Source organism: Rhodococcus sp. LW-XY12, from assembly GCF_019317345.1.
Classification (GTDB): Bacteria; Actinomycetota; Actinomycetes; order Mycobacteriales; family Mycobacteriaceae; genus Rhodococcus; species Rhodococcus pyridinivorans.
Genome location: NZ_CP079225.1, coordinates 4,299,848 through 4,325,911 on the forward strand (window position 1 = coordinate 4,299,848; position 26,064 = coordinate 4,325,911).

Annotated in this window: 19 protein-coding genes and 3 pseudogenes; 9 read left to right on the forward strand and 13 right to left on the reverse strand. The window is 59.4% G+C overall.

Features of this window, described 5'->3' with window-relative positions; translation table 11 throughout:
- Positions 1 to 115: 115 nt before the first annotated feature.
- Complete coding sequence (locus KXC42_RS19680) at positions 116 to 1,948, forward strand: DUF4012 domain-containing protein (protein ID WP_373922165.1); 1,833 nt, start codon at positions 116 to 118, stop codon at positions 1,946 to 1,948.
- Between the two features lie 36 nt (positions 1,949 to 1,984).
- Here the strand turns inward: KXC42_RS19680 and rfbB are convergent, their stop codons facing one another.
- Positions 1,985 to 2,995, reverse strand: a complete 1,011-nt coding sequence (rfbB, locus tag KXC42_RS19685) for a dTDP-glucose 4,6-dehydratase (protein ID WP_219129433.1) — start codon at positions 2,993 to 2,995, stop codon at positions 1,985 to 1,987.
- Between the two features lie 62 nt (positions 2,996 to 3,057).
- Between rfbB and rfbA the strand changes: the two genes are divergently transcribed.
- From rfbA to KXC42_RS19715, 6 genes and pseudogenes are all read left to right on the forward strand, one after another.
- Positions 3,058 to 3,930, forward strand: a complete 873-nt coding sequence (gene rfbA, locus KXC42_RS19690) for a glucose-1-phosphate thymidylyltransferase RfbA (RefSeq protein ID WP_219129434.1) — start codon at positions 3,058 to 3,060, stop codon at positions 3,928 to 3,930.
- Positions 3,931 to 3,932: 2 nt separating this feature from the next.
- A complete protein-coding gene (rfbC, locus tag KXC42_RS19695; RefSeq protein ID WP_219129435.1) occupies positions 3,933 to 4,517 on the forward strand; it encodes a dTDP-4-dehydrorhamnose 3,5-epimerase in 585 nt (194 codons plus the stop codon).
- 67 nt (positions 4,518 to 4,584) lie between these two features.
- Complete coding sequence (locus tag KXC42_RS19700) at positions 4,585 to 5,679, forward strand: glycosyltransferase (protein ID WP_219129436.1); 1,095 nt, start codon at positions 4,585 to 4,587, stop codon at positions 5,677 to 5,679.
- Between the two features lie 301 nt (positions 5,680 to 5,980).
- Positions 5,981 to 6,670, forward strand: coding sequence for a hypothetical protein (locus KXC42_RS19705; protein WP_219129437.1), 690 nt, complete (start codon positions 5,981 to 5,983; stop codon positions 6,668 to 6,670).
- A 503-nt stretch (positions 6,671 to 7,173) separates the two neighbouring features.
- Entirely contained in the window at positions 7,174 to 8,634 is a 1,461-nt protein-coding gene (ltrA, locus tag KXC42_RS19710; RefSeq protein ID WP_219129438.1) for a group II intron reverse transcriptase/maturase, read from the forward strand.
- Positions 8,635 to 8,750: 116 nt separating this feature from the next.
- Positions 8,751 to 9,455, forward strand: a pseudogene (locus KXC42_RS19715) (IS1634 family transposase); the annotation flags it as partial.
- A 106-nt stretch (positions 9,456 to 9,561) separates the two neighbouring features.
- On the opposite strand, the gene KXC42_RS19720 reads toward KXC42_RS19715, so the two are convergent.
- Complete coding sequence (locus KXC42_RS19720) at positions 9,562 to 10,320, reverse strand: ATP-binding protein (RefSeq protein ID WP_007633699.1); 759 nt, start codon at positions 10,318 to 10,320, stop codon at positions 9,562 to 9,564.
- Positions 10,317 to 11,975: an IS21 family transposase gene (gene istA, locus KXC42_RS19725; protein WP_257605819.1), complete on the reverse strand. Its 1,659-nt coding sequence runs from the start codon at positions 11,973 to 11,975 to the stop codon at positions 10,317 to 10,319. The genes KXC42_RS19720 and istA overlap by 4 nt, the downstream gene beginning before the upstream one ends.
- A gap of 152 nt (positions 11,976 to 12,127) precedes the next feature.
- Here istA and KXC42_RS19730 point away from each other — a divergent pair.
- Positions 12,128 to 12,448, forward strand: a pseudogene (locus KXC42_RS19730) (IS1634 family transposase); the annotation flags it as partial.
- Between the two features lie 427 nt (positions 12,449 to 12,875).
- Here KXC42_RS19730 and KXC42_RS19735 read toward each other — a convergent pair.
- The 8 genes from KXC42_RS19735 to KXC42_RS19770 form a co-directional block, all read right to left on the reverse strand.
- Entirely contained in the window at positions 12,876 to 14,285 is a 1,410-nt protein-coding gene (locus KXC42_RS19735) for an O-antigen ligase (RefSeq protein WP_219129439.1), read from the reverse strand.
- A gap of 37 nt (positions 14,286 to 14,322) precedes the next feature.
- Positions 14,323 to 15,423 carry a glycosyltransferase gene (locus KXC42_RS19740; RefSeq protein WP_219129440.1) on the reverse strand — a complete coding sequence of 367 codons (1,101 nt, stop codon included), beginning with the start codon at positions 15,421 to 15,423 and terminating at the stop codon, positions 14,323 to 14,325.
- Complete coding sequence (locus KXC42_RS19745; RefSeq protein ID WP_219129441.1) at positions 15,420 to 16,028, reverse strand: serine O-acetyltransferase; 609 nt, start codon at positions 16,026 to 16,028, stop codon at positions 15,420 to 15,422. Before KXC42_RS19745 ends, KXC42_RS19740 begins: the two co-directional genes overlap by 4 nt.
- A 17-nt stretch (positions 16,029 to 16,045) precedes the next feature.
- Complete coding sequence (locus tag KXC42_RS19750; RefSeq protein WP_219129442.1) at positions 16,046 to 18,040, reverse strand: DUF2264 domain-containing protein; 1,995 nt, start codon at positions 18,038 to 18,040, stop codon at positions 16,046 to 16,048.
- Entirely contained in the window at positions 18,037 to 19,500 is a 1,464-nt protein-coding gene (locus KXC42_RS19755) for a lipopolysaccharide biosynthesis protein (RefSeq protein WP_219129443.1), read from the reverse strand. Before KXC42_RS19755 ends, KXC42_RS19750 begins: the two co-directional genes overlap by 4 nt.
- A 38-nt stretch (positions 19,501 to 19,538) precedes the next feature.
- Positions 19,539 to 20,480, reverse strand: coding sequence for a glycosyltransferase family 2 protein (locus KXC42_RS27800; protein ID WP_219129444.1), 942 nt, complete (start codon positions 20,478 to 20,480; stop codon positions 19,539 to 19,541).
- Positions 20,481 to 20,486: 6 nt separating this feature from the next.
- On the reverse strand, positions 20,487 to 21,815 hold the full coding sequence (locus KXC42_RS19765) for a UDP-glucose/GDP-mannose dehydrogenase family protein (protein WP_120280283.1): 1,329 nt from the start codon (positions 21,813 to 21,815) through the stop codon (positions 20,487 to 20,489).
- Positions 21,816 to 21,941: 126 nt separating this feature from the next.
- Positions 21,942 to 23,387: a sugar transferase gene (locus KXC42_RS19770; RefSeq protein ID WP_219129445.1), complete on the reverse strand. Its 1,446-nt coding sequence runs from the start codon at positions 23,385 to 23,387 to the stop codon at positions 21,942 to 21,944.
- A gap of 601 nt (positions 23,388 to 23,988) precedes the next feature.
- Here KXC42_RS19770 and KXC42_RS19775 point away from each other — a divergent pair.
- Positions 23,989 to 24,915, forward strand: coding sequence for a UTP--glucose-1-phosphate uridylyltransferase (locus KXC42_RS19775; protein ID WP_219129446.1), 927 nt, complete (start codon positions 23,989 to 23,991; stop codon positions 24,913 to 24,915).
- A gap of 198 nt (positions 24,916 to 25,113) precedes the next feature.
- Here KXC42_RS19775 and KXC42_RS19780 read toward each other — a convergent pair whose 3' ends face one another.
- Positions 25,114 to 25,527, reverse strand: coding sequence for a hypothetical protein (locus tag KXC42_RS19780; protein ID WP_219129447.1), 414 nt, complete (start codon positions 25,525 to 25,527; stop codon positions 25,114 to 25,116).
- 294 nt (positions 25,528 to 25,821) lie between these two features.
- A pseudogene (locus KXC42_RS19785) lies at positions 25,822 to 26,061 on the reverse strand (transposase); the annotation flags it as partial.
- Positions 26,062 to 26,064 lie beyond the last annotated feature (3 nt).

Sequence of the window (26,064 nt, forward strand, 5' to 3'; positions counted from 1 at the left end):
CACGATCACCGTGCAGAAGTTTACTTACAGTCACTGTTACCCACCACTTGAACGGTCGGCCAGATCGAATCGGGTTATCGTCTCGAGCGGAAACCACGAAGGGGGCACAAGCGGCGTGAACGATGTTACCGGTGAGTCAGTTTCGCCCGAACCGCGTCGACGGAAGGTGCGCAGGCGCCTGTCGGACGAGGAGATCGCAGCTCAGCGCAGGAAGCGCCGGCGCGTGCAGATCGGCTGCGGCGTAGGCGCACTCGTTGTCGTCGGATTCATCGGCTGGCTGGGTTACGAAGGCTTGCAGGCGAAGTCGAACCTGGAGAAGGCACAGGACTTCGCGACGCAGGCGAAAGACGCACTGCTCGCAGGCGATACCGACAGGGCCCGCATCGTCGCGGGCGACGCCGATCGTTACGCCCAGGACGCCCAGAGTTCGGTCGACTCGGTGCCGTGGCGTATTGCCGGTGCCGTTCCATTCTTGGGAAGCCCGTTCGATTCCACTCGCCAGATGACCACTATTGTGAGTGGTCTCACAGAGCAGGTTCTCCTCCCCGCGGTCGACGCAGGTAGTGCCGTGTCTCCCGATCAGTTGATTTTGGACGGCGCACGAATCAATCTTGCGGCTCTCCGCGACGCCGCGCCCGTCCTCGAGACGACCTCCGCGGCGATCAGTGACCTCGACGAGCAGGCCCAGAACGTCGACAGCACGTGGTTGGGACTGATCGACGACGCGCGGGTGGATCTGCAGGACCAGGTGTCCGAGTTGTCCGGACTACTGAACAACACTTCGCTCGCAGCCCAGATCGCGCCGGCCATGCTGGGCGCAGACGGTCCGCGTAGTTACTTCGTCGGTTTCCAGACGAATGCCGAAGCGCGCGGCACAGGCGGACTGCTCGGCGGCTTCACTGTGATCCGAGCAAATGACGGAGCGGTCTCCGTTGACGACGTCACGAGCAACCGGGAATTCCGGTTCGACTACGACCCGATCGACCTCGGCCCCGATTTCCAGCGTGCCTACGGGCACAGCCGCCCCACCCAGGACTTCCGCAACAGCAATGTGAGTCCCCATTTCCCTTACGCGGGCCAGATCTGGCAGTCGATGTGGCAGCAGGAGACGGGCCAGCGCGTGGACGGTGCAATCGCGACCGATCCGGTGGCGTTGAGCTATGTCCTCGATGTGGTCGGCGACGTCACGCTCCCGGGTGGAGAGAAGATCACCGCCGAGAACGTGGTGGAACTGACCGAATCCACAGCGTACGCCCGGTTCGGCGACGACCAGACAGCCCGTAAGGCATACCTCGAAACAGTTGCACAGACCGTGGTGAAGAAGCTGACCGGCAGCATTTCGAAGCCGCGGGCACTCCTCGAGGCACTGGGTCGCGCAGCCGGTGAAGGTCGGCTCGCAGTCTGGAGCTCCGTTCCGGAAGAGCAGGACGTCCTGGCAACCACACCTCTCGGTCACGTCGTGCCCGACGACCCCGCCCCGTACGCCCATGTGGTGGTCAATAACCTGGGTGGGAACAAGTTGGACTACTACTTACAACGCGAGATCGAGTACACGGCGGGGTCGTGTGAGGGAGACACCCGCGAGTCGAAGGTGACCGTGCGGCTCACTAACGGTCTCCCTCCAGGGGACTACACGAACTACGTTGCGGGAATGTTCGACAACCCTGTCGGTGCGCCTGTGGGCACGAACCTCACTGACATCGGGCTACTTGCGACACAAGGCGCCAAGTTGAAGAAGTTGACGGTCAACGGCGCAACCGCCTTTGGTTACACCGGCATGGAGCGCAGTCACCCTCTGTTCAATGTGCAGGTCCCGGTACCGCAGGGAGAGACCGTCGAAATCACCTACCAGCTAACAGAACCCACCGTGACGGGCACACCGCAGGTCCCGGTACAACCACTCATTGATACACCGATGCAGAAGATCGATGTACCCATTTGCGAGTGATCCACAGGAGAGCTGCGGTGCGCCGCCATGACACCGCTAACTCTCAATGATCTTCTCACCAGCTGCACGGTAAGCGCTTTCAGTCGACGCTTTGTCGTGGTGCCACCACTGCTCGTTGGCGCGGTACCAGTCGATGGTCGCGGCCAGGCCTTCGCGGAAGTCGCGGTAGCGGGGCTGCCAGCCCAGTTCGGTGCGCAGGCGGGTCGCGTCGATGGCGTAGCGCAGGTCGTGGCCGGGGCGGTCGGTGACGAAATCGAACTCGCTGCGGTCCTTGCCGCACAGTTCGAGGACGGTTTCGACGACGGTGCGGTTGTCGGTCTCCCCGTCCGCGCCGATCAGATAGGTCTCCCCGAGCTGTCCGTGTTCGATGATCGTCCACACGGCGCTGTTGTGGTCGTCGACGTGGATCCAGTCCCGCACGTTGGTGCCGGTGCCGTAGAGCTTGGGGCGCACGCCGGTGAGCACGTTGGTGATCTGGCGGGGGATGAACTTCTCCACGTGCTGGTACGGACCGTAGTTGTTCGAGCAGTTGGAGATGGTCGCGCGGACGCCGAACGAGCGCACCCAGGCGCGTACCAGCAGATCCGAACCGGCCTTGGTCGACGAGTAGGGGCTCGACGGGTTGTAGGCGGTGGCCTCGGTGAAGCGAGCGGGGTCGTCGAGGGCGAGGTCGCCGTACACCTCGTCGGTGGAGATGTGGTGATAGCGCACGTCGTACTTGCGGACGGCCTCGAGCAGCGTGAAGGTGCCCACGAGATTGGTCTGCACGAACGGCGCCGGGTTCGCCAGCGAGTTGTCGTTGTGGGACTCGGCGGCGAAGTGCACCACCAGATCGGTGTCGGCGACGAGCCGGTCGACGAGGTCGGCGTCGGCGACATCGCCCTGGACGAAGGTGATCGTGTCGGCGACCGGGTCCAGGGAGGCGCGGTTGCCGGCGTAAGTGAGCTTGTCGAGCACGGTGACCTGCGTGTCGGGTCGTTCCGCGACGGTCTGATGGACGAAGTTCGCGCCGATGAAACCGGCACCACCAGTCACAAGCACTCTCATCTTTGAACCTCCATCTAGTTCCTCGACTCGCCGTTATCAAACGACAATGAAAGACTGTAAGTATGCGTGGAATCATTCTCGCCGGGGGGACCGGATCGAGACTTCATCCGATCACTCTTGGCCTCAGCAAGCAACTTGTACCCGTCTTCGACAAGCCGATGATCTATTATCCGCTGTCGACTCTAATGTTGGCCGGCATATGCGACATCCTGATCATCACCACACCGCACGACTCCGACCAATTTCAACGACTTCTTGGGGATGGCTCACGGTTCGGAGTCAGCCTTACATATTGCGTCCAGCCCGAACCAAATGGGCTAGCGCAAGCCTTCGTCCTTGGAGCTGACCATATCGGGAATAACTCAGCCGCGCTCATCCTCGGCGACAACATCTTCTACGGTCAAGGCATCGGCTCACAACTTGCCCGTTTCGAGGATATTGATGGTGGAGCCGTGTTCGCATATCGCGTATCGGATCCCAGCGCATACGGCGTTATCGAATTTGATGACAACGGTCGTGCCATTTCGCTTGAAGAAAAACCCGCAACTCCAAAGTCGCCATATGCGGTACCCGGCTTGTACTTCTACGACAACGATGTAGTCGAAATAGCCAAGAGCCTACGTCCGTCAGACCGAGGCGAATACGAAATCACCGATGTGAACCGAACATATCTCGAAGCAGGAAAGCTACAGGTCGAAGTTCTTCCTCGTGGCACCGCGTGGCTCGACACCGGCACCTTCGATTCACTGCTCGATGCCTCCAACTACGTACGTACGATTGAAGATCGGCAGGGCCTAAAGATCGGAGCACCGGAAGAAGTAGCGTGGCGATGCGGTTTTATCACGAATGACCAATTGCTCGCATTGGCTCAGCCGCTTGTTAAGTCAGGTTACGGACAGTACCTCCTTGATCTACTAGACCGTGAAGGACGCTGACCATGCTCTATCGCGAACTTAAAGTCCCAGACGCATACGAAATCACGCCACGACAATTTGGCGACGATCGGGGAGTATTCCTCGAGTGGTTCAAGCAAGAGTCCTTTACGGACGCCTCGGGTCGGCCCCTAGAGCTGGCGCAGGCCAACTGCTCGGTCTCTGCCGCCGGAGTGCTGCGCGGCATCCACTACGCGGATGTCCCTCCCGGCCAGGCGAAGTACGTCACATGCGTGTCGGGGTCGGTGCTCGACGTCGTCGTCGACCTGCGGGTCGGTTCGCCGACCTTCGGGCAGTGGGATTCGGTGCTGCTGGACACGAAGGACCGGCGCGCGATCTTCCTGTCCGAGGGTCTCGGTCACGGTTTCCTTGCCCTCGAGAACAACTCGACCGTCGTCTACCTGTGCTCGACGGGTTACAACCCCGACCGCGAGCACGAGGTGCACCCCCTCGATCCGGAGATCGGGATCGACTGGCCCACAATAGGTGCCGACGGGCGCCCGCTCGAGTACGAGCTATCCGCTAAAGATCGAGCAGCACCGGGACTAATCCAAGCAATGGACGCCGGAGTACTTCCCCGGATAGCTTGATTACATACTGTGAACTGACCAGCAAGCTGTCGCTACGCAAATAAGAACCTGATTATAAGGACATTATATGAAATCCGTGGCAATAATTGGAACTCGAGGCTACCCAAGTTACTACGGGGGATTCGAGACACTGGTGCGTGAATTGGCGCCATACCTGGCAGACCGTGGCTGGAACGTAACGGTGTACGGTCGCAGCGGCGCGATCAAGGACTCAGATCCAAGCAAGGACACGCGGGTGCATTCGAAACTCACGCCCGGTATCGAGTCCAAGTCGCTCAGCACGTTGTCATATGGATTGACGTCCGCGGCACACTCAGCCTTCAAGAAACCCGACGTCGCGCTAATCATGAACGTTGCCAACGGATATTGGCTACCCATACTAAAAGCTCGCGGAATCCCCACCGTCGTGAATGTCGACGGCATCGAATGGGAAAGAGAAAAATGGGGCAAAGCCGCAAAATTTGCCTTTAGGAATGGCGCAAACCTTACAGCGCGGTTTGCCGACCATCTAGTCTACGACTCGCGTGAAATCGGAAGACGTTGGCTTGAAGAATTCTCACGAAACGGTGACTTCATTCCATACGGCGCCCGGGTCGACGACGACTTGCCGCTCAAGGACGAGCTTATCCCCGGCAGCTACGCCCTCGCTGTCGCACGGTTTGTTCCGGAAAACACCATTGAAGAGTTCTTGGCAGCGGCAAAGGACGTTAGTGTAAACCACCCGGTTGTCATCGTCGGCTCCTCTGGTTATGGCGGACCCATTGACGAAGCCGCAAGGATTCTTTCCGAAACCAATGAAAACATTCACTGGCTTGGCCACATTAGCGACGACGATCGACTTCATGCGCTTTGGCAAAATGCAGGAGTTTACTTTCACGGTCACAGTGTTGGGGGTACGAATCCAGCCTTGGTACAAGCGATGGCCTGTGGGTGCGCAATCGTCGCCCGTGACACCCCATTCAACAACGAAGTCCTTGATGACGCCGCGATTTTTGTGAAACCCCGCCCGGACGAGATATCACGCGCACTGCAGAAGGTCCTGACCAACCCAGCTATGCGAAAAGATCTCGGACTACGTGCTCGCGAACGGCAACTCGTCGACTACACATGGGACGCAGTGTGCAAATCGTACGAAGAAGTAATCAGCGCGGCAATCAGGTAATGCCGAATTGACCATCATTTAAAGATGGGATACGCCCGATGCACGGATCCAGTGCTTGACTGGAACCAATGGATTCGTGCATCGGACGACTGCTGCGTTTCCACTCTCGATAGATACTCACTCTGACCAGAAAAGGTCCGCTAGTGAAACTGACCCGCCCGTTTCCCGCTGAGGACCTAGTCCCGTTCCCCAGACCTGAGTTAGGACATTACTGACCAGTAGATCCGCGGTCGTGGCCGTGACCTGCGGAGTTGTGTGTTTCGGAAATCGGTTTGGGGCACTAAGCAGGTACTGTCCAGGCGTGACATACGTGCGGAAGGTGCGCACCGCCTCCGGCGCGGTCGCGGTGCAAGTAGTACGCAAACACCGAGGTCGACGCGAGATCGTGGCACATGTCGGATCCGCGCACACCGATGCCGAGTTGGGGGTTCTGCTCGAACGGGCGCGTCGCCTCGCCCAGGGTGATCAAGGGTTGCTCGATCTGGACGTGCCGGAGCCGACCACACGGGTCGAGGACGTCGCCGACTTCCGCGCCGGACAGCTACCCTTGCCCACACCCAAACCCGCCGGTGCGGCCATATCGGGACGAACTCTGCGCACCAGCGCCCGACTGCTCTACGACGTGATCGGATCCGTCTACGACCGACTCGGGTTCGATATCGTCGACGATGCGATCTTCCGGGATTTGGTGATCGCCCGGATCGTCGAACCGACCTCGAAGGTCGACGCCCTGCGCATCCTCGACGACCTCGGCGCAAAGAGTTTGTCCTACAAGACTGTTCAACGACATCTGAAGCAAGTGCTCACCGGAAACTACCCGGACAAAATCGCACGTAAGTGTTTCGAGTACGCCGCCGGAACCGGCGGCCTGAGCCTGCTGCTCTACGACGTCACCGTGCGCCGTGAGGCGCTTGCTGTTCGAGCGGAGGTGAGAGACCTTTGCCTTGAGCCTGGCCGTAGCCAGGAGTCTATGAAGCTGGGGGCAGCCTGACCGGGGAGACGCCCGGGAGGGTGGGAGCAGCCCTGACAAAGCCGTGTCGCGTCAGCACCGCTGGATGACGTGGGCGCGGCGAGCGATGCCGAAGAGGTATACGCGAGGAACCGGTGTCATCACCTGTCTTGACGTATAACCGCCTCTAACCCTGCGGATTTGGGGCGGGCGCGGTGAGCTGTCTGCCGGAGTGACGGGCAGGCAGACCGTCCGGGGGACGAGTTACTTTTCCCGGGCGGGGCCGGCGGCGAAGGACTACGGAGTAGTCGCCGGTGGGTGCCGCAGGCAGATAGCCGGGTGCCTCCTTCGGTGAGCGAACAGCGAGTGAACACGGGAAGGTTCTCGGATCTGCCACGACCGTGGTGCAGCCGGTGCTGCGGGGTGGCTGGGTGCGTCGTCCACCGACCGATCCGGGAGCTGGCGGAGCCGCCGTAGTACTGCGAGTCCGGGAGAGCCGGACACATCGGGAAGGGCGGCAGCGACAATGGATAGGAGGTACTGCGATGGCGCAAGACGCGTCGGTGAACTCCGGCGCCGGGCCTCGGGCGGATATCGCCCGGGATCGGGTAGCGCGGACGCAGATCAAGTATCACCGGTGGGCCAAGACCGACCGCAGTGCGCGGTTCGGGGACTTGTTCAACCTCGTGTCCCACCCGGACTATCTTCGGATGGCCTGGTCGGTGGTGGCACGCAACAAAGGAGCTCGCACTGCTGGGATCGACGGTGCGACAGTGCACCGGATCGAACAGCGCGGCGAGGTCCAGGCGTTCTTGTCCGGGATCGCCGCAAGCATCGAGGACGGCACGTATCGGCCCGCGCCGGTGCGGCGGGTGCTCATCCCCAAACCGGGCGGCAAGTCCCGCCCGTTGGGGATCCCCACCGTGACCGACCGGGTCGTGCAACAGTCGTTGAAGATGGTGCTGGAACCGATCTTCGAGGCCGACTTTCTGCCGGTCTCATACGGTTTCCGGCCGAAGCGGCGAGCCCACGATGCGGTCGCCGAGATCCATTACTACGCCCAACGCGGGTACCGGTGGGTGCTGGACGCGGACATCGAAGGATGTTTCGACCACATCGATCACCGGGCATTACTCGCACGGGTGCGGGCACGGATCACGGACAAGAAGACCGTCGCATTGGTGCGGGCGTTCCTCAAGGCCGGGGTGCTCGATGAGCTCGGCCGCCAGGGCGGCACCGATGCGGGAACGCCTCAGGGCGGGATCATTTCACCGCTGCTGGCCAACATCGCGTTGTCCGCTCTGGACGAGGCGATCATGGCTCCGTGGCAACCCGGTGGCGATCAGGCCACGCAGTGGGCTCGTCGCAAACGGGTGCGTAGCGGGATGGGCAACTGGCGGATCGTGCGCTACGCGGACGATTTCGTCATCATGACCAACGGCAGCAGAGATGACGTACTCGCCTTGAAAGAACAAGTCACCGAGGTGCTCGGCGGGATCGGACTCCGTTTGTCCGAGACCAAAACCCGCATCACGCACCTCGAGCATGGGATCGACTTCCTCGGCTTCCACCTCCAGTGGAGGCAACGACGAGGAGGCGGAAAGTGGTACTGCATGACCTTCATCGCCGACAAGGCGTTTCGATCGATCAAGCAGACCATCCGCCAGTTGACCCCACGCCGGTCTCCTCGGCCCCTGACGGCTGTGATCGTCGAGGTCAACGCGGCACTGCGTGGCTGGACCTACTATTTCCGCCACGCGCTGGCCGGGCGACGGTTTTCCTTCCTCCGGTATTTCACCTGGCGAAGGTTCGTGGCCTGGCAGCGCGAGCAGCGTCGTTGGAACTGGTCCAAGGTCAAACGATGGCTCCGCCGTTCCGACGGCAGTTGGAGACCCATCGCGACCTCGGATGCGGTCCTGTTCGATCCCACTCGAGTGCGGATCGAACGCTACTGGTACCGCGGGACGAAGATCCCCAGTCCCTACGACCCGATCATGGCTGCCTGACCGGCACCATCGTCGTGGAGAGCCCGTTGCGTTGAAAGGCGCACGGCGGGTTCGGCGGGAGGCCCGGGGAAACGGAGCAGCAGCAATGCCGCCACCGCGCCCCGGGTCCACCCAACACCCTGTATTTCGAGGCCGAGAAGGAAGATGACCTGCGCAAGGTCGGCTATTCCAAAGAACGGCGGGTCGATCCGCAGATCGTGGTCGGTCTGCTGGTCGACCGAACCGGGTTCCCGCTCGAGATCGGCTGCTACGAGGGCAACAAAGCGGAGACCCACACCATCATCCCGATCGTGCGTCAGTTCCAGAAACGCCACGACATCGAGGGGGTGGAGATGATTATCGCCGCCGACGCCGGCATGCTCTCCGCCAGCAATCTCAAGGATCTCGACGACGCAGGGCTGAAGTTCATCGTCGGCTCCCGCGTCACCAAGGCTCCCGGCGACTTGGAAAGTCATTTCCATTGGTGTGGAAATGTTTTCATTGACGGTCAGGTCGTCGATACCGTCACGCCCCGGCACGGCCGCAGTGTGGTCAACAACGTCGGACAACGGGCCGAGCCGGTGTGGGATCCGGCCGGGCATCCGAGTTCGTGGCGGGCGATCTGGCAGTACTCGACACGGCGAGCCGTGCGTGACAACCAGACTCTCAATGCCCAGGAAGCCCGCGCCCGCGACATCATCGACGGCGGCAAGGCGCCGAAGTCGACCCGGTTCGTCAAGACCACCGCCAAAGGTCGCAGTCTCGACACCGCCGGCATCGAGCGGGCTCGTTCACTGATCGGGCTCAAGGGCTACGTCACCAACATCCCTGCCGTCGTGATGGAGCCGGGGGTGTTTGGGACGCCTTTCGGAAAGCGCGGTTCTGATGATCGGGTAGCGGTCGGACGGGCATCGGATAGCGGCATCTGCCCGTCCGACCGCTGGGCCGCTATGGCGTTGCCGTGGCGAGGTGCCGTCTCATGTTCGGGCCGTCGAGGGCGATGATCTCGGCGCCGGCGACGATCCGGTTGAGGATCGATTCGGCGATGACCGCGTCTTGGAGCGACTTGTACCAATCTGGCGGATCGAACTGCGAGGTCACCAGCGTCGAGCCCCGCCCTTCCCGAGCGGCAAGGATGTTGAGCAGCTCCGCCGCGGTGTGCGGAGCCACCGGCGTGGTCAGGAAGTCATCGAGAACCAGCAGGTCGCAGTTGTGCAGATCAGTGAGGAAGTCCAGCCTGCGCTGCGAGGTCGGCTCCAGCACGGCGAGCCGGTTGGCCAGGTCGTCGAGCCGGAAGAACCTCGCGGTGTAGTACTTTCGGCACGCGGCATTGAGCAGCGCCTGGGCGAGGTAGGTCTTGCCCACGCTGGACTGGCCGAGCACGACGAGATTGCGGGTGGCGTCGATCCATTGACAGCTGGAAAGTCGTGCGATTAGCTCGCGGTTGACGTTGCGGTCAGGCAGGTAGCGGATCTCTTCTACGCAAGCATCAGGGTTTGGCGATCTGGAGGCCTTGAGTAGTTTCTGGGTCCGGCGTTCCTGCCTGGCCGTGATCTCTTTGTCCAGGGCGTGGAAGATCTTCTCCGAGAAGGTCCACTCGTCGCAGGCGGGATCGTTGGCCAAGTCGATGACGGTCTGGCCGAACGCGGTCATCCGCAACTGGGTGAACAGTGGCATGTCGGCGTCGGTGAGATGACGATCAGTCACTGCAGCTCCTCCCGCCCCGCGGTGCCGCTGCTCGGGCCTCCGGTGAGGACGGCGAGGCTGAACTGCTCCGGCCCGGCCAGATGCGCCCCGGTGGTATCTCGCCGATCCGGCGGTACCGCTACAGGCGTTGCGGTCGCCGGCGTCGTCGCTGCGGTCGTGGTGGTGGGTCGAGCGGCGGCCTGGGCCCTCAGGGCCGCCAGCTGCTGCTTGACGGCGGTGTAGCTGATCGCCCGGCGTGAGGTCTCGGAGACCAGCTGCCCGCAGGCCCGCTCGAGCAGCATCTTGTTGTCCCCGCGGGCCAGGGCGAGGATGTTCTGGCACGAGCGGTAGCCCTGAGCCTCGATCCGCTGGCGATCCAGGACCTCACTGATCGCGGCCACGGTGTGCGGTCCGATCTTGTGGGCCTGGCGCACGAAATACGCCCGCGACCACAGGTCCGATGACTGCAGATGCTGCGCGGGAACATGGTCAGGGTCGGTCACGAAGGCGTGCCGCCTACCGGAGACGGCGTGGGAGGCGATGACCTCCCCGCCAGCCATGACAGTGAGCGTGGGGCCGGTGATCTTCACATCGACGTGCTGGCCAGCGAAGGTGTAGGGCACCGAGTACTTCACCGTGGCGATCTCCACGTGGTAATCCCTGTTGACCTTGGACTTCTTCCAGATGACTGGCTGCCAGCGGGCCTCGGGAAGGTCGAACAGTTCCGACTGCTCGTGCTCGGTGAACAGCTCCCGGCGGCTGGTCTTCTGGCCGCGGAACGGGGTCCGGTCGTTGATCGCCTCGACCTCGGCGGCGATCGCCTCGTTCGCATCATCCAGGCTAGCGAACCGCCGATCGGCCAGCCGTCCGATCACCCAGTTCGTCACCACCTTCACCCCAGCCTCGACGTGCCCCTTGTCTGTCGGGCGCACCGGCCGAGTGGGCACGGCAGCGGTCTGGTGATACTCGAGGAAGTCACGGTACTCACGGTTGACCTCGCGGGCCCGGTCACCGCGGGCGATCTGGTTCGACGCCGTCGAGGCGTTGTCCGGGACGATCACCTGCGCCGCGCCGCCGAAGTACTCGAACGCCTGCAAGTGCGCGTCGAGCCAGTTCGGCATCTTCTCGTCCAGGCAGCCGCAGGCGAAGACCATCCCCGAGTACGGCAGCGATGCCACGAACACCGACACTGTGGTCTTGGTGCCGGTGACGGGATCGAAGATGGCCATCTTCGTGCCCGCCCAGTCGACCTGCATCGTGTGCCCGGGCACGTGCGTGATCCGCATCGTCAGCTCGTTGACCTCGACGTACTCGCCGATGATCTGGCAGAACCGCTGGTAGCTGTAGTGCCGCTGCCCCGGCGTGCCGTCAGTGTCGAGGTAGTTGGCCCACAGCACCCGCAGCGGCAGCTTCTTCTTGCCCGTGCGCTTCTTCACGGCAGCCGCCACGTCGAAGGCGACGAACTCCTTCGACGGCGTCTTGCGCCCATCGGCGAACAAGACGTCGATCTCCTCGACGCTGAGCGCCTCGACCTGGCTCGTGGCGGTCAACCCGTGCTCGTGGCAGACCTTCTTCGCCTTCGCGACCGTGCGATGCGAGCAACCCGCGATCGCCTCGATGTCCCGGTAGGACCTGTCCTGCAGCAGTAGCGACATCACCAATCGGTAATCAGTCACCCGTGCCTCCTGTTCGGATCCACGCGCAGCCTGGTTGCCACGCGTAGAACCGACACGAGCACACGAGGACCGGCACCGCTATCCGATGCTCATACTCGCGCTACCCGATCATCAGAACCCTGCTATCCGAAGCACGTCCCTAACAGCCGGGGGAGGTGATCGCCAAGTATCACGACCTGTGGCACGTCGAGCAGTCATTCCGGATGTCGAAGACCGATCTGCGGGCCCGGCCGATTTTCCACCGCACTCGTGATGCGATCGACGCGCACCTGACCATCGTGTTCACCGCGCTCGCTGTCGCCCGCGCGATCCAGGATCAGACCGGTATCGCGATCGCCAAGCTGGTCAAACAACTCCGGCCTTTGCGGACCTCCACGATCGTGATCAATGGCGTCACCGAAGACTTCCCACCCGAGATACCCCCAGCTCAGCACGAAATTTTGGCGAAACTCGGCCTCGGAGTGGGGCACTAAGCGAAATGTCCTAACTCAGGCCAGAGGGATCGTCTCGCGGTGCTCAGATTGGTAACACACAGTGCAGGGACGGTTATATTACAACTACGCTTGTGCGCCCTAATTCCAACTGGAAAATCGCCGGACGTGCGGTCGGAGCAGCCCAGTCTCACAACCCTGCGGTAGCCGTTGGCCTCGCCGCGAAATCTAGCATTCTGGCGGATGTGGCTAACTGATCCGATTTACCTGAGACGCTGGCCGGCATGGCTGCCGAAACCCGGCATCGCTAACGGATGAACGACTCCGGTTCCGCTACGTCAGTCTTCCTTGTGCGACGCCCTCCCTATGGTCGAGGATCCGCCATGCGTCGCAACCTGATCGAACACCGTTCAACGCACGTACACATCCCCCAGAGCAACACCGCAATGTTGCGCTCCCGCACAACGAACTATCTAGTCAGAATACTCTGGTCCGCATTGGTCGATTTTGATACCTGCGACGGAGCAAAATCGATCTTCTGCTCGCTAGATCGGCATGCCAGACCGACCATGAAGAATATGAAGAAGGAGATCGGCGCAGCCTCAATAGCCGACCCAGTCAAACCAAGTCCAAACATCGCAACGAGGCACAAGACTGCGACCTGCGCTCGCTCTGACCCCCACGTAATAGCCCCAAAGACGGCAACAATCAAACAGACCCAAAGAACGATTCCTACCAGACCACCTTCTACAGCAATCTTCAGAACCAGATTATGCGCAGTTACATGCGTAAATCCTGGTGGAAACTCCGTCCCGAGAGTATCGCCAGCCGAACCCGCCCCCCAGCCAACGAAGGGCGATTCTCCAACCATCTCAAGTGCGCGACCGTATCCAGGCAGACGATTCAAGAACCGGGAATCATTTTGGAAATCAACAAGTGTTCCAGCCACACCGCCCAGTGACTGAGCAGCAGGGAACATTGAGAAGATTGCTACGCCGGCAGTCCCTGCGAGGAGGGCAATGGCGATACGACGCGTGGACGCCGCGAAGCTACCTGCGATTACCACATAGACAAGTAGGACAAGCGCGAGAGCAACATATGCCGTACGGACGAGGCTCAAATATCCGCCAACAAGCCCTACGGCTCCAATTAGCAACGCCAACCTAGGCCATGTGCGATAACGGACAAGCGCCCACGAAATAAGAAATAGACCGGCGATAGCAACATGGAACGGGCCGGCAAAAATTCCTTGCATACGTTCGTTTCCGAGAAGCATGCCGGTATATACGTCCGCTCGACGAGAAGCAAGATCACTGATCTGCGGAATCCAATAATGAGCTACGATAGAAACTAAAATTCCCGCAGATACAGCGCCGACGATAATTTTCTCCATACGATCCCGCTGCTGGCTAGGAATCGCACACCCCCACGCGACGCCAGCCACTGCGAGCGCCGATTTCGCAAAGCCTTGAACTCCCACCATCGCAGATGGAATATTCGGATGAAGAGACAGAACAGCCCAAAACGCGACTATCGTTAGCGCCCAGAAGACGACACGACCACCTCGTCGCTCCTCTTTCGGCCTCGTTACCCAATAGACAAAGCCACCCACAAGTGCCAGCATCTGAATCACGATGCCGCTTGCATTGGGCAGAAGCTCGCCAAAAACAAGAACTACGATAAAAGCTACTAACCATCGAGGGGGCGTATGGGCGGGGTTACTCCGCAAAACCCAAATCAACCCGAGAACCCCGGTGCATAGCAAGAGGATCCATACTGGTGCGTACGTCGCCAGCGCCCCGGCAAAACCAACCAGGACCACACCCAGGACCAAGAGCAGTCGAGGCCCCGTCGGAATCATCGTGATGGGATTAGCCACTAGGACCGCCCTCCTTCACATATGTCAGCGACGGTCATCATGCCAACCTGTCTAGAATGAAGTCCGCCTTTGACGACCAGCTGATATCGCTCGGAAGAGCGCCCACACGGCGCGGGACACGGGGTCCGTTCTCGAACACCTGCTTAAGCCAATCGATGTGCTTACCCGCGGGAAGATAATGTACGTGTTCGAGCCCTCGCCCGGAACCGAGGACAGGGGTCGACAACACCACTAACTGCGCGGCGCGATACTCGTACGTCTTGATGACGTCACCACCCACTTCCCCCTCGCCCGTACGGTGGGGAACCCAACCTACATCGAATTTCGTGAGCAGTTCTGGGACGTCTCGGTAGTGCACGTCACCGAGTAGCTCGATGTTATCCATCTTCTTCATAGGATCTCGATACTCACGGTCGAGAATCGGTCCGGCAAAAACGAACCGCACGTTTGATAGTTCGCGCGCTGCCGATAAAATGAGGTTGAGGTCGAGTCGCTTTCCGATTTTCCCCACATATCCTACCGTCGTTGGGCCCTCGGCATAGACCTCAGCAGAGAATCGTTCGGGATCGCAACCGTTCAACAATAGGTGGGCATCATCCCGGCCAAATCGATGTGCCAATTCGAGCGTTGCCTCCGAATTGGCTGTCACTACCGAAGCTGCATCGAACATTCGTCGATACGCTTCGACCACTTCCGACCGAATTCCCTCAAATGCGTAATGCACAGTCCAATCGTCAAGCAAGTCGAAGCACATTCGCCCCGACCGACTTACTAAAGTGCGCACGTCGTCGGACATAATTGCGAACGGGTTCCAAGCAATAGCCGGAGTATCGCCACTACACGCCGGTACGCGATACTTGGCACTGCTCTTCACCCACCACCGCCGGCGATCTCTGGGGTCAGGAACAGACCAAACAAATCTCGAATAATCAACAGTATTCTCGGCAATCTCAGTCGCGGAATAACGTCCTCGAGGCTGAAGGAACCGAGGCTCCGGCCGCGAGATAACACCTACGTGCCCCTGGCCCGCCAGTTTTTTGCCGAACCATTCGATCAAATGCCCATCGCGCGTTCGATAGCCTTCAAGGACCAGCTTCCGCTGTCCATGCATCGGAAACGCAAGCATAGAAATAGTCATTTATCCTCCTGCGAAGATTCGGCCGGAGGAAACCATCCGGGCAGCATACGATCAGAGTTCTTCCGTGAAACGACTTTCGCCGGAACACCCGCCACAGTCACATTGGATTCAACGTCACTATTCACAACGGCATTCGCGCCGATCGCAACTCCGTCACCAATCTTCACTCCGCCGTAAATTGCCGCGCCCGGCCCAATGTATACGCGATCGCCGAGGACGGGCGCAGAGCCGTCGAATAGTCCAATATTCGTCGCGGAGTGTATTCTACAGTAACTTCCCACCCGCGCATTTGGGTTCACAACAACACTGCCGTAATGAGCGATTGACAGACCGGGGCCGAAAACCCCCGGAGGGACCGAAATTCCGGTACGAACGGAAAGCCGCTTCAACCGATATTGCCAGAATGGAAGAACAATCCTATGCAGCGGGTTGGGACTCCCTTTGACATACTCGACCTTGCGCATAATGCGCTGATAATAAAGTTCCGGATGGCGAAATGTGTAATCGAATCGCCATTTTTTTAGATTGTGAGCGCGCAAATCTTCCTTGAGGCAGAACAAGTAGTACGCTCGGCGCGAGTGCGCGCCATCCGGTTTCGCCGTCATACCATCCCTAAAATGAGTCATTTCTTGTGGCGATTGACATGGAAGATTCCCGATGGATTCTTCTCGTAACTTTTGCTGGCGCTAACCAACTGCCCGATAGATACCTCAAAGATCGAGGCCTTATCCAGCTCAATAGTGACCCCGTTCGAACTTACGTCCCTCAGCAAAGGGCGACCCGGACGGTCCACCTTACCTATCGCCGTCCGTTGAGTTAGGCGCGTCGCCACTACGAAGAGCGGGTCGCTACTGTGGAGCCTCCACGTGATCGACCCAATCAACGAGCGGTTGCCGAATGGAGTAGGCGTAGCGGAATCAGCGGCAGCAAGTTCGCCACCTCCAATTAGGTCGACTACTTCCGCCTCCATCCTCTCGTTGTAGGTCAGGCAAGAGCGCGAGTCGGGGTCAATCGTGACACCTGCATCAGGCACCGCCCACCCGCCAAATGTGAGCGTATTTCCGTAGGAAGACCCCTGAAGTTTACAGATATGCACGCTCCACTCGGGACTAACAATGGTCGAGACCGCCATCAATAAATCACTGCTAACAACTGATCGCAGAAGCGGTACTCGGCGTCCAAGTTTCGTTGAGAGAGTCTCGTTGGCAAACTTCTTCGGAAAACGGAGGTACGAGTACGACGATGCCCAACAGTCTCCTTGGGCGTCGGGGATAATCATGCCTCTTATCGACGCCGCTCCCGCTCGATTGAGCACAAATGAGTTGTCTTTCATCGAAGCCCCACCTGCAGGGGACGCATGCGATGAATATTCCAGGCGCGAGTATAGTTTCTCCTCGGATTCTTTCTCGGATCCCTCAGAGCGCGCTCTATAAGAACCGTGGTTTGTTAGGCGAGCAGTCCCAGAACTAGAGCGAACAATCAACATGTTCGGGCCGTTCAGTGCGGTCACGGGTTCACATTCCGACGTGACGGGCTCGTCGCTCCAGAAGGGGTTGTCCTGGCCAAACAAAAGGCAGCTGAAAGCTTTCGAAGCCCAGTAGGACGCCGCTCCCCCGGAGTATTTCTGCGCAATGCCCGTATTACGTTGATGCCAGCCAAGCTGCAATAGCCCCCGGCCATCCACAGCATCGTTTCGAAGGAAGTACGAAATGGTTCGATTAGCAACCGCGCGACAAGTACCGGGACTCACTCCACCACTATTGATACAGCCGTGAAGTGACAGCGCAGAAAGTAACCCGAATCGATAAGTTAGTGACCTTCCAAAGTAGATCGGCGCGCCGTCATCCGCTATCATCGCCCGCAGAGATTCGGAGTAGGAGGCTAACCGCCTCATAACTACTTCTGACCCCTCGTAATCGCCGTACAGAACTCGGAACAAGGCTGGATAGTAGTGCAGAGCCCAAGAATTATAGTAATCAAAAATTCTTCCCGGCCCATCCGAGTACCACCCCGCTCCGACGTACCATTCATCGAGGCGGGTCATAGCATCCGATATAGCCTTTTGGGCGAATGACGTATCACCAGTAACGTCTGAGACAAAACCCGCGGTGATCGCTCGGATCAATATCCAGTTGTTTTCGTAATATTTATGACTTAATGACGCGGTAAAATAATCGATGACCTTCGCCTGAATCGACGGATCCAGATTTGACCACAGTGAGCTTTTCAAGATTCTCAGTGCGACAGATATGGAAGCGGATTCGACGAGGCCGTGTCCGTAGTCCTCGACAGGCAGCCAGCCGTCTCGTTTTCCTATTCGGTCTAGACCTGCACGGATTCCACTACCAAATCTGTCGGCCTGAAAAGCGAACCGCGCCTCGTTGTGATCTGCATCGTCGGCATGCGCAAATGCGAACGTAAGCATCGCACGTGCAAAGCCCTCCATTCCGTCTGCCGCGCGACCATGACCGCTCGTTCGAGATGTCATGAATATTTGAGATCCATTCGGGGACATACGCTCGATTGCAGCTTCCGAAAGAGTAGCTGCGAGATGTTTCCATGCGGATCGATCCCCTGAAAACGTGCGCGACTGCTGGCGCACAATATTGGTCATCATCGTGTCCCTTTAACTACACTGTAGGCCCGCCGGAACACCTGCGCATCCTCCCGTACTGACCGCGATATAGCCACAGCAAGTAAACACCAAATCATGCACAGAAGAATTCCCGTACCGATGCGCAACGCGGGGTTGATATTTATCTGATTAACCGCCGCCGCTATGAGTCCAATCGGAACGCCTATCCATGCCACAATCCGCAAGGCGTTTATCAATAGTAGTTTAGTACGTAGTCCGGTGACATGTCCTGCCCACCAAAGGCCGGCGGACCAGTAGATCGCATACGCGATTGAATGAGCGACCGCCACTCCGGTTAGACCGAAGGAAACCCCGATAACCAAGGAGACAACAATGAGAGGCTGCGCGATCGTATCGAGTCGGAACTGCGCTCTTGCGTTGCCAGTCGACAGAAAGATCCAATACGTCACCTGCATTAGGGATCGGAATACTCCGCCCAGCGCTAAGATTGAGAGTATTCCTGCAGCTGGTAGCCACTTTTCGCCAAAGAGAAGAAGAATCAACGCTTCCGAAAGGCCGGCGACAAATAGAAATAAGCTGGCAGTAACGTACCCGCTGACGAGCTGCGCGTACTGCAGATATTGCCGCAGTTTCTCAGGAGATTCCCTCACCCGAGCTAGAATCGGCACAGCGACCCGCGTAAGCGGTGCGTTAATCTGGTTGATTGGGGCCATGAGAAGCTGAAACGCTCGATCATAGAGTCCAAGTGCTGTCGGTCCGATAAAGCGGCCGATCAAGAAACTGTCGGCGTTCCGCGCAAAATATGCTAGGACCTGCGTACCCGATAAATTTAACCCGAAGGCGACGAGGTCTCGCACATTGCCGGTGCGCAGCGATGGACAGCCAGGCATCCAACGGGCGTAGAAAATCGAGACTAGGAGCGCTGTCAATGAAATAGTCAACTGCTGCGCTACGATGGCCCAGTAGGTTCCACCCAATTGCGCGACGACAATAGCGATCATCAGCGCCATGACCTGGGGGATCAAATCAGTTGCACCGAGTTTGGCAAATTCCAGACGGCGGTTAATTTCGACACGGAATTGTGTGGTCATTCCGTTCAGCAAGAATATGCCTGACAATGCGTACGCAATTTGCTCTAGTCGGGCGTCACCGTACAATGCGGCGATCGTAGAGGCGGCGAGGCAGATCGTTACCGAACAGAACGCGCCAAGGCTCGTGTTTATCCAGAACAGGTTTGTCTTTTGCGCCTGTGATAGGTTTGCCGCCTGGAGGGCCGCATTTGACAAGCCAAAGTCCCGGATAATCTCGGCGATGCCGACGATCGCAACGACCATGGCGACCAGACCAAAGTCTTCAGGCGCGAGCATCCGCGCCAGAATAATAATGGTCGACAGATTAATGACGATTCGGACAGCTTGTATTCCAAGAGTTATAGCGCCGCCTTTGGCTGCAGCGGCACCTAGCCCGGGTTCGCCCGTCAACTGATCCGACCCTTCTCCTTCATAACTCTCGCATTGTTCTAGCTACGACGATACTCGTGAATGAGCTTTCGGCTCTGCGCTCCCAGGATTCCGATCCCTCGCGTAAGCGTAGATATACCCGACTGCATGATCGCTCTTCTTAACGCTAAGTCACCAGTCACCTTCACGAGGCCCAGACCAATTCGCGCTATACCTGCGAGGGAAACGTACAGCCTTCCGTGTTCGCGTAGCAGTAGGCGACCGTAGACGTTTCCGAGACGGATTCCCCGTCGAAATATCCACTTGAAGGTCGACCGGTCGAGGGGGACAAGTTCCGTAACTTCAGCTTCGTCGCACCAGATGAAGCGAGCGCCATTCTGTCCCATTCGCCAGAATAGTTCCGAGTCACTACCGCCTGTCTCCGAGAAATCTGACGAGAAACGTGGGTTTTCGAGGGACATGAGGGCAGTACGGCGCACTAGAGAATTATTCGTAGCAGCGAGGCTCACGGGTGTCCCAGTTTGCTGCCGGGGACGTTGATGGAAGTTCCCGCGCACGACCCATTGGCTCGTACCCTCTGCGTACTCGGATACGACAGGCCCAGCAACGACGTCAGCATCGTGCGTTGCGGCGGTAGTAACCAGCATGTCGAGCCATCGCGGACAGACCGTTTCGTCATCGTCTACAAAGGCGATGTAGTCATCGTCAGACGATACTTTTGACAGGGAAGCATTCCGGGCGGGAACGATCCCTGGATCTGTGACATGGATGTAATCAGGCTTCAGTGGGTGGTCTGAGCAAACTTCCTTCGCGCCCCCCTCCGGGTCATTGTCCGCGACGATGACATGCATGGCGTGGCGTTCCGTTGCGGACTCTAGCGAGTTCAGCAGCTCCAGCAAGAGGTCGTTGCGTCGAAATGTAGCTATTGCGACCGCTATTCGTTGCGCGTCCTCCGCTTGGTCGGCGGGAGACGTACCTTGCGATCTCGATTCGATGCTCATGCGCGTTCAGAGCCTTCCCATGCCCCGATAGGTCCATCCTGCAGTTCGCCAGGCAGCGGGGTCCAGGCAGTTCCGTCCGTCGATAACGTGCTTGTTCCGGACGACATTGCCCAGGGCCTGCGGAACGATTTGACGGAACTCGTTCCACTCCGTCAGGACCAGGACGACGTCTGCTCCTCGGCAAGCTTCAACCGCACTTGAGGCATAACTCAAAGTCGGAAAAAGTGCCATCGAGTTTTTCATCGCTTGCGGGTCATAGACCGTGACGGCGGCCCCCTGCAACTGAATCTGACCCGCCACGTTCAATGCTGGCGAATCGCGCACGTCGTCCGAGTCCGGCTTGAAAGCTGCACCGAGCACTGCAATCCGGGTACCCAGGAGCGAGCCACCGACTGCGTCCTTTGCGAGTTCCACCATGCGGGTACGCCGACGCATATTAATGTTGTCGACTTCACGCAGGAAGGTGAGCGCCTGGTCAGCCCCAAGTTCGCCAGCGCGCGCCATAAATGCGCGGATGTCCTTGGGAAGACATCCGCCACCGAACCCAATTCCTGCATTCAAGAAACGCCGGCCGATGCGTGCGTCGTGGCCGATGGCGTCTGCAAGGACAGTCACATCTGCTGACGACGCCTCGCAGACCTCGGCCATCGCGTTGATAAACGAGATTTTTGTAGCAAGGAATGCATTGGCTGCAGTCTTAACCAACTCAGCGGTCGCGAGGTCAGTCACCAGAAAAGGCGTGTCCTCCTGGAGTTGCTGCGCGTAGACCTCGCGCGCGACGTCCTCTGCGCGGTGAGAGCGTACGGGGTCGATCCCAAGAACGATCCGGTCCGGATGCAGGGTGTCCTTTACTGCGAATCCTTCTCGGAGAAACTCGGGATTCCATGCAACCTCTACTTCGTCGCCGGCGGGAGCAAGCTGCCTCGCGCGGGCTCCTAGACGAGCGGCAGTTCCAACCGGTACCGTGGATTTTCCGAAAATTACGGCGGGTCGAGTCAACAACGGTGCGAGTGAATCAACCACAGCCTCGACATAAGACAGATCGGCGGCAAACTCGCCCTTTTTCTGGGGGGTACCTACGCCAATGAAGTGGATGTCGGCAAACTCGGCCGCTTCCTCGTAGGACGTGGTGAAGCGAAGGCGTCCCGCGTCGATATTTCGCTTGAGGACCTCGTCCAGGCCCGGTTCAAAGAAGGGGACTTCGCCGGCTTCAAGCCTGGCCAATTTGTCGACATCGACGTCGACCCCAAGTACTTCGTGGCCGAGTTCTGCCATACATGCTGCGTGCGTTGCTCCGAGGTAGCCCGTCCCGAAAACAGCCATCTTGCAGGTCATTCAAGGTGTCCTTAAGTCTTAGTCGTGTGTTGATTCGCTCATCAGAGTAATGAGTTGCTTTGAGGGAGCATTTTCGTCGTCGTACGCGTAATCGGAATTTCCGATGTTGTACCTTCATTTGTGGTCCTAGTATGCGCCGTCCTTTGAAACCACTGCTTTGACGGTCTTACCGATGATCAACACATCCGAGACCATCGACCAGTTCTCCACATACGACAGATCCAGCCGCACCGACTCGTCCCACGACAGATCCGACCGACCTGACACCTGCCAGAGCCCGGTCACACCGGGGCGCACCAGCAGCCGCCGCTTGACCCGACCGTCGTAGGCCTCCACCTCACGCCGCAACGGCGGACGCGGACCCACTACGCTCATCTCGCCGCGAATGACGTTGAGGAACTGCGGGAGTTCGTCGATGCTGAACCGGCGCATGATCTTGCCGATACGGGTGACGCGCGGGTCGTCCTTCATCTTGAACAACGGGCCGGCACCCTCGTTCTGCGCCAACAGGGTGTCGACCATCGTGTCGGCGTTGGTGACCATCGACCGGAACTTGATCATCCCGAACGGCGTGCCGTCGATGCCGATGCGCTCGGCCTTGTAGAAGATCGGACCCCGATCCTCGAGCTTGATCAGCAAGGCGACGACCGCGAACACCGGAGCCAGGGCCACCAGCGCCGCGCCGGCGAAGACCAGATCGAAGATCCGCTTCCCCGAGCGCTTGGCCCCGTGGTAGCTGGGCTTTTCGACGTGGATGAGCGGCAGACCGGCGACCGGGCGCATCTCGATCCGCGGACCGGCTACATCGACCACACCGGTGGCGACGACCAGGTCGGTGTCGAGCGGCTCGAGCTGCCAGATCAGATCGTGCAGACCGTCGCTGCCCAGGGTTTCGGTGGCGGTGACCACGACCGTGTCCGCCCCCGAGAGTTTGAGTGCCTCGACGACGGAATGCTCGTCACCGTAAATGGTGATCTCCCGGCCGTCGACATCGATCACATCCCCGGCCGCACCCGAATAGCGGGGCACGCAGACACCGACGACGCGGTAACCCTCCCCGTCCTTCCGGGAGAAGGTGCTCGCCATGTGCCGCACCGCCCGCGCACCACCGACCACCAGCACCGACGTCTGGAACTCACCCCGAGCACGCTTGCGCGCGATCACCTTCCGCCACAACCACCGCGACAGCAGCAAGCCGACAAGACCCACCGGCAACGCGATCGCAAGATAGCCACGTGCCAGGTCCAAGCGGAATACGAGTGCAGTGATGGCGATGAACCCGAACAACCGAGCAGTACTTGAAACGACGCGTTGGTACTCGCTGTGACCTGCACCAATGACACGTGGTGACCTGGTACGGAAAAGCGCGAGAGTACTCAGCCAGAGACCGCCAAGCCCCGCCGAGATGAGCGTGTAGCGAAGCTCAGAGACCGGCTCCGTACTCATGAGGTCGCCCTGTCCGAAACGGACACTGTGGGCGACAACTACAGCAAGTACAACGACAATCGCATCGGACCAAATCAATCGTTTGATATAGGACCGCTGCCAGGTTCGACGACTTGGCGGACACATCTGCTGGTGGTGCCTGCGAACGGGATTGACGCTATCCCCCACGAGTGCATCGGGTACGCCGTGACTCGCCTCCCCGACGGCAGTCATAGCCCAACTACCCTCATCGTTGTCTCCTCCCCGAGACATGCACTGCTCCACGAATAAGCAACGCCGGACCCAGTCCGCGTACCCTCCCCGGTCGCGCGACCTGCCCGTGGCGTGCCCAGTCGGGCGCAGTTCCTCCAGTTGTATGCGTGCCGCTCCTATGCGAAAACGCTCTTTGAGACTGTAACGTTACTTACCAGATATGGCAGCTTGAACAGTCGTCCAGATCGGACGTTAGTTGAGCTTGTGGCGCAGCGACGCTTCGGTCGATCATTCAATGCTTCGATGCCGTGTTCGAGGCAATCTTCCCACTTATCTTGCACTTTCAGTGCATTCCCCGATTCGCGAACCCTATGACCGACCCCTAGACTGCGGTTACCGACCACCATGTTTCGCGGTAATCCAGGCCGGAATCCGAAAGGTGAGATCTATCTCACCGTTGTTCAAAGTTTAGACCGTGCAATCGCGGGTATTCCGGCGCGGTCATGCGCTCGACAGGGGAGGCGAGGGTAGAACCATGAAAGAAGAAGCAGGATTGCGTAAAGCATTTCGAACGGCCGTGGTACCGGCGGCGGGGATGGGAACTCGCTTCCTGCCAGCCACGAAGACAGTGCCGAAGGAACTATTGCCCGTGGTCGACACGCCGGGCATCGAACTGGTCGCGACGGAAGCTGCCCGTTCGGGAGCTCAGCGACTTCTCATCGTGACGTCTCCTGGAAAGGACGGAGTCGTCGCGCATTTCGTCGACGACTTCGACCTCGAGGAGCACCTCGAAGCGAAGGGCAAGCTCAAACTGCTCGAGAAAGTACGACGGGCGCCCAATCTGCTCACGGTTGAATCGGTTGTCCAGGAGAAGCCGCTCGGCCTGGGTCATGCTGTCGGTTGCGCGGAAGCTGCTCTGGAGCCGGATGAGGACGCGATCGCCGTTCTTCTCCCGGACGATCTCGTGCAACCGAGCGGCATCCTGGAAACGATGGCTCGTGTCCGCGCCAAGCGCGGAGGAAGCGTGCTGTGCGCCATCGACGTTCCGAAGAGCCAGGTGAGCTCGTATGGCGTGTTCGAGGTCGAAGAAGTGCCCAACGTCGCAAATCCGGATGTGTTGCGAGTTCGCGGCATGGTTGAGAAGCCGGCGCTTGCCGACGCTCCGTCCACACTAGCCGCCGCCGGCCGGTACCTGTTGGACCGCGAGATCTTTGATGCCCTACGTCGGATCAAGCCGGGCGCAGGGGGGGAACTCCAACTGACCGACGCGATTGCGCTGCTGATCGAAGAAGGTCACCCAGTCCACGTCGTCGTACATCGAGGCACCCGCCACGATCTAGGGAACCCGGGTGGCTACCTCCGCGCAGCCGTCGATGCGGCACTCGATAGCGAGGAATACGGCGATGGACTCCGGAAGTGGCTTCAAGAGCGGCTGGATCTGGATACCTCAGGCGCCAACTGAGCAAGATGCGGTCAAGTCCTAACGATGGGACTTAGGTCCCTACCTCAATGTGCCGCATGGCACCGATTCTGGTTAAACTCTCAAATGTGTTGCCTCCCCGCAACACGCCTCTTCCTCTCTCGGGGAATTGGCGGCAACTGAGACCCGCTGGCTCCTCCCCTTTGCCGGCGGGTCTCGCTACGTTTGGCGTTGGCGCAGCTAATTCTGCGATCCGCCCAGTACGTTCTCCGGAACGTAGACAGACTGATACGTCGGTGTCGAATCACGAGCTTGATTCACGGCCACGCCTCCGGCAAACAACGCAACCGCTGCTATCAACGCCACGATCGCGGTGATAAGCCACCAGTTTGGGCCATTCCTCTCCTTGAACACGACCCGCTTCGAAGCTGGACGACCGGCCGAGGATCGCAGCCGGTCCGCACCATCGACCCCCGGCCCGACAGACGCACGGGCGTGGCGACGTAACGTACCGTCATCGACGCGCTGGAACTGGATCGTATCGGCCGTGTGGTCGACCAATGGATGCTCACTCATGGAACCCCAATCGGAGATGCACTGACACTGCATCTTCGCCGCGTCCGATTCTTCCGTTACGTCATTTTCTTGAATCACTCACATCTTTCATCCGAACGAGGGACGATCTGCGCCTTCCTGAGACGCGTCGTCCATACCGGAGACCGTTGACGCCCCCTCAGTCCCGATGCCAAGATGATCAACCACACCCGAACGGGTGTGCGAACAATTCAAAACAGATGGCCCGCCGCGACTGGCATCGCGACGGGCCGGATGTCCGACTAATGAGGAGTCGAACATGCGTCAGCATACTCATGTGCAGGTGACATCGTGAGCATCGAAGGGTCAAGCCCCTGGTAGTGGTGTAACTCGTTTTTGATCCTTCGTTGGTGGTCAGGCGGGTAGTTGCATCAGTTCATCGGTGCTCACCTCCGTCGCCTGGCTGGTGTCGGTGTTGGTGGTCAGGGTGAGCCGGCAGCGGCTGAGCACTTCTAGGCCGAGGTATCGGCGGCCTTCGGCCCATTCGTCGGTCTGCTCGGCCAGGACGGCGCCGATGAGGCGGACGATGGCATCCCGGTTGGGGAAGATGCCCACGACGTCGGTGCGGCGGCGGATCTCGCGGTTGAGCCGCTCGGT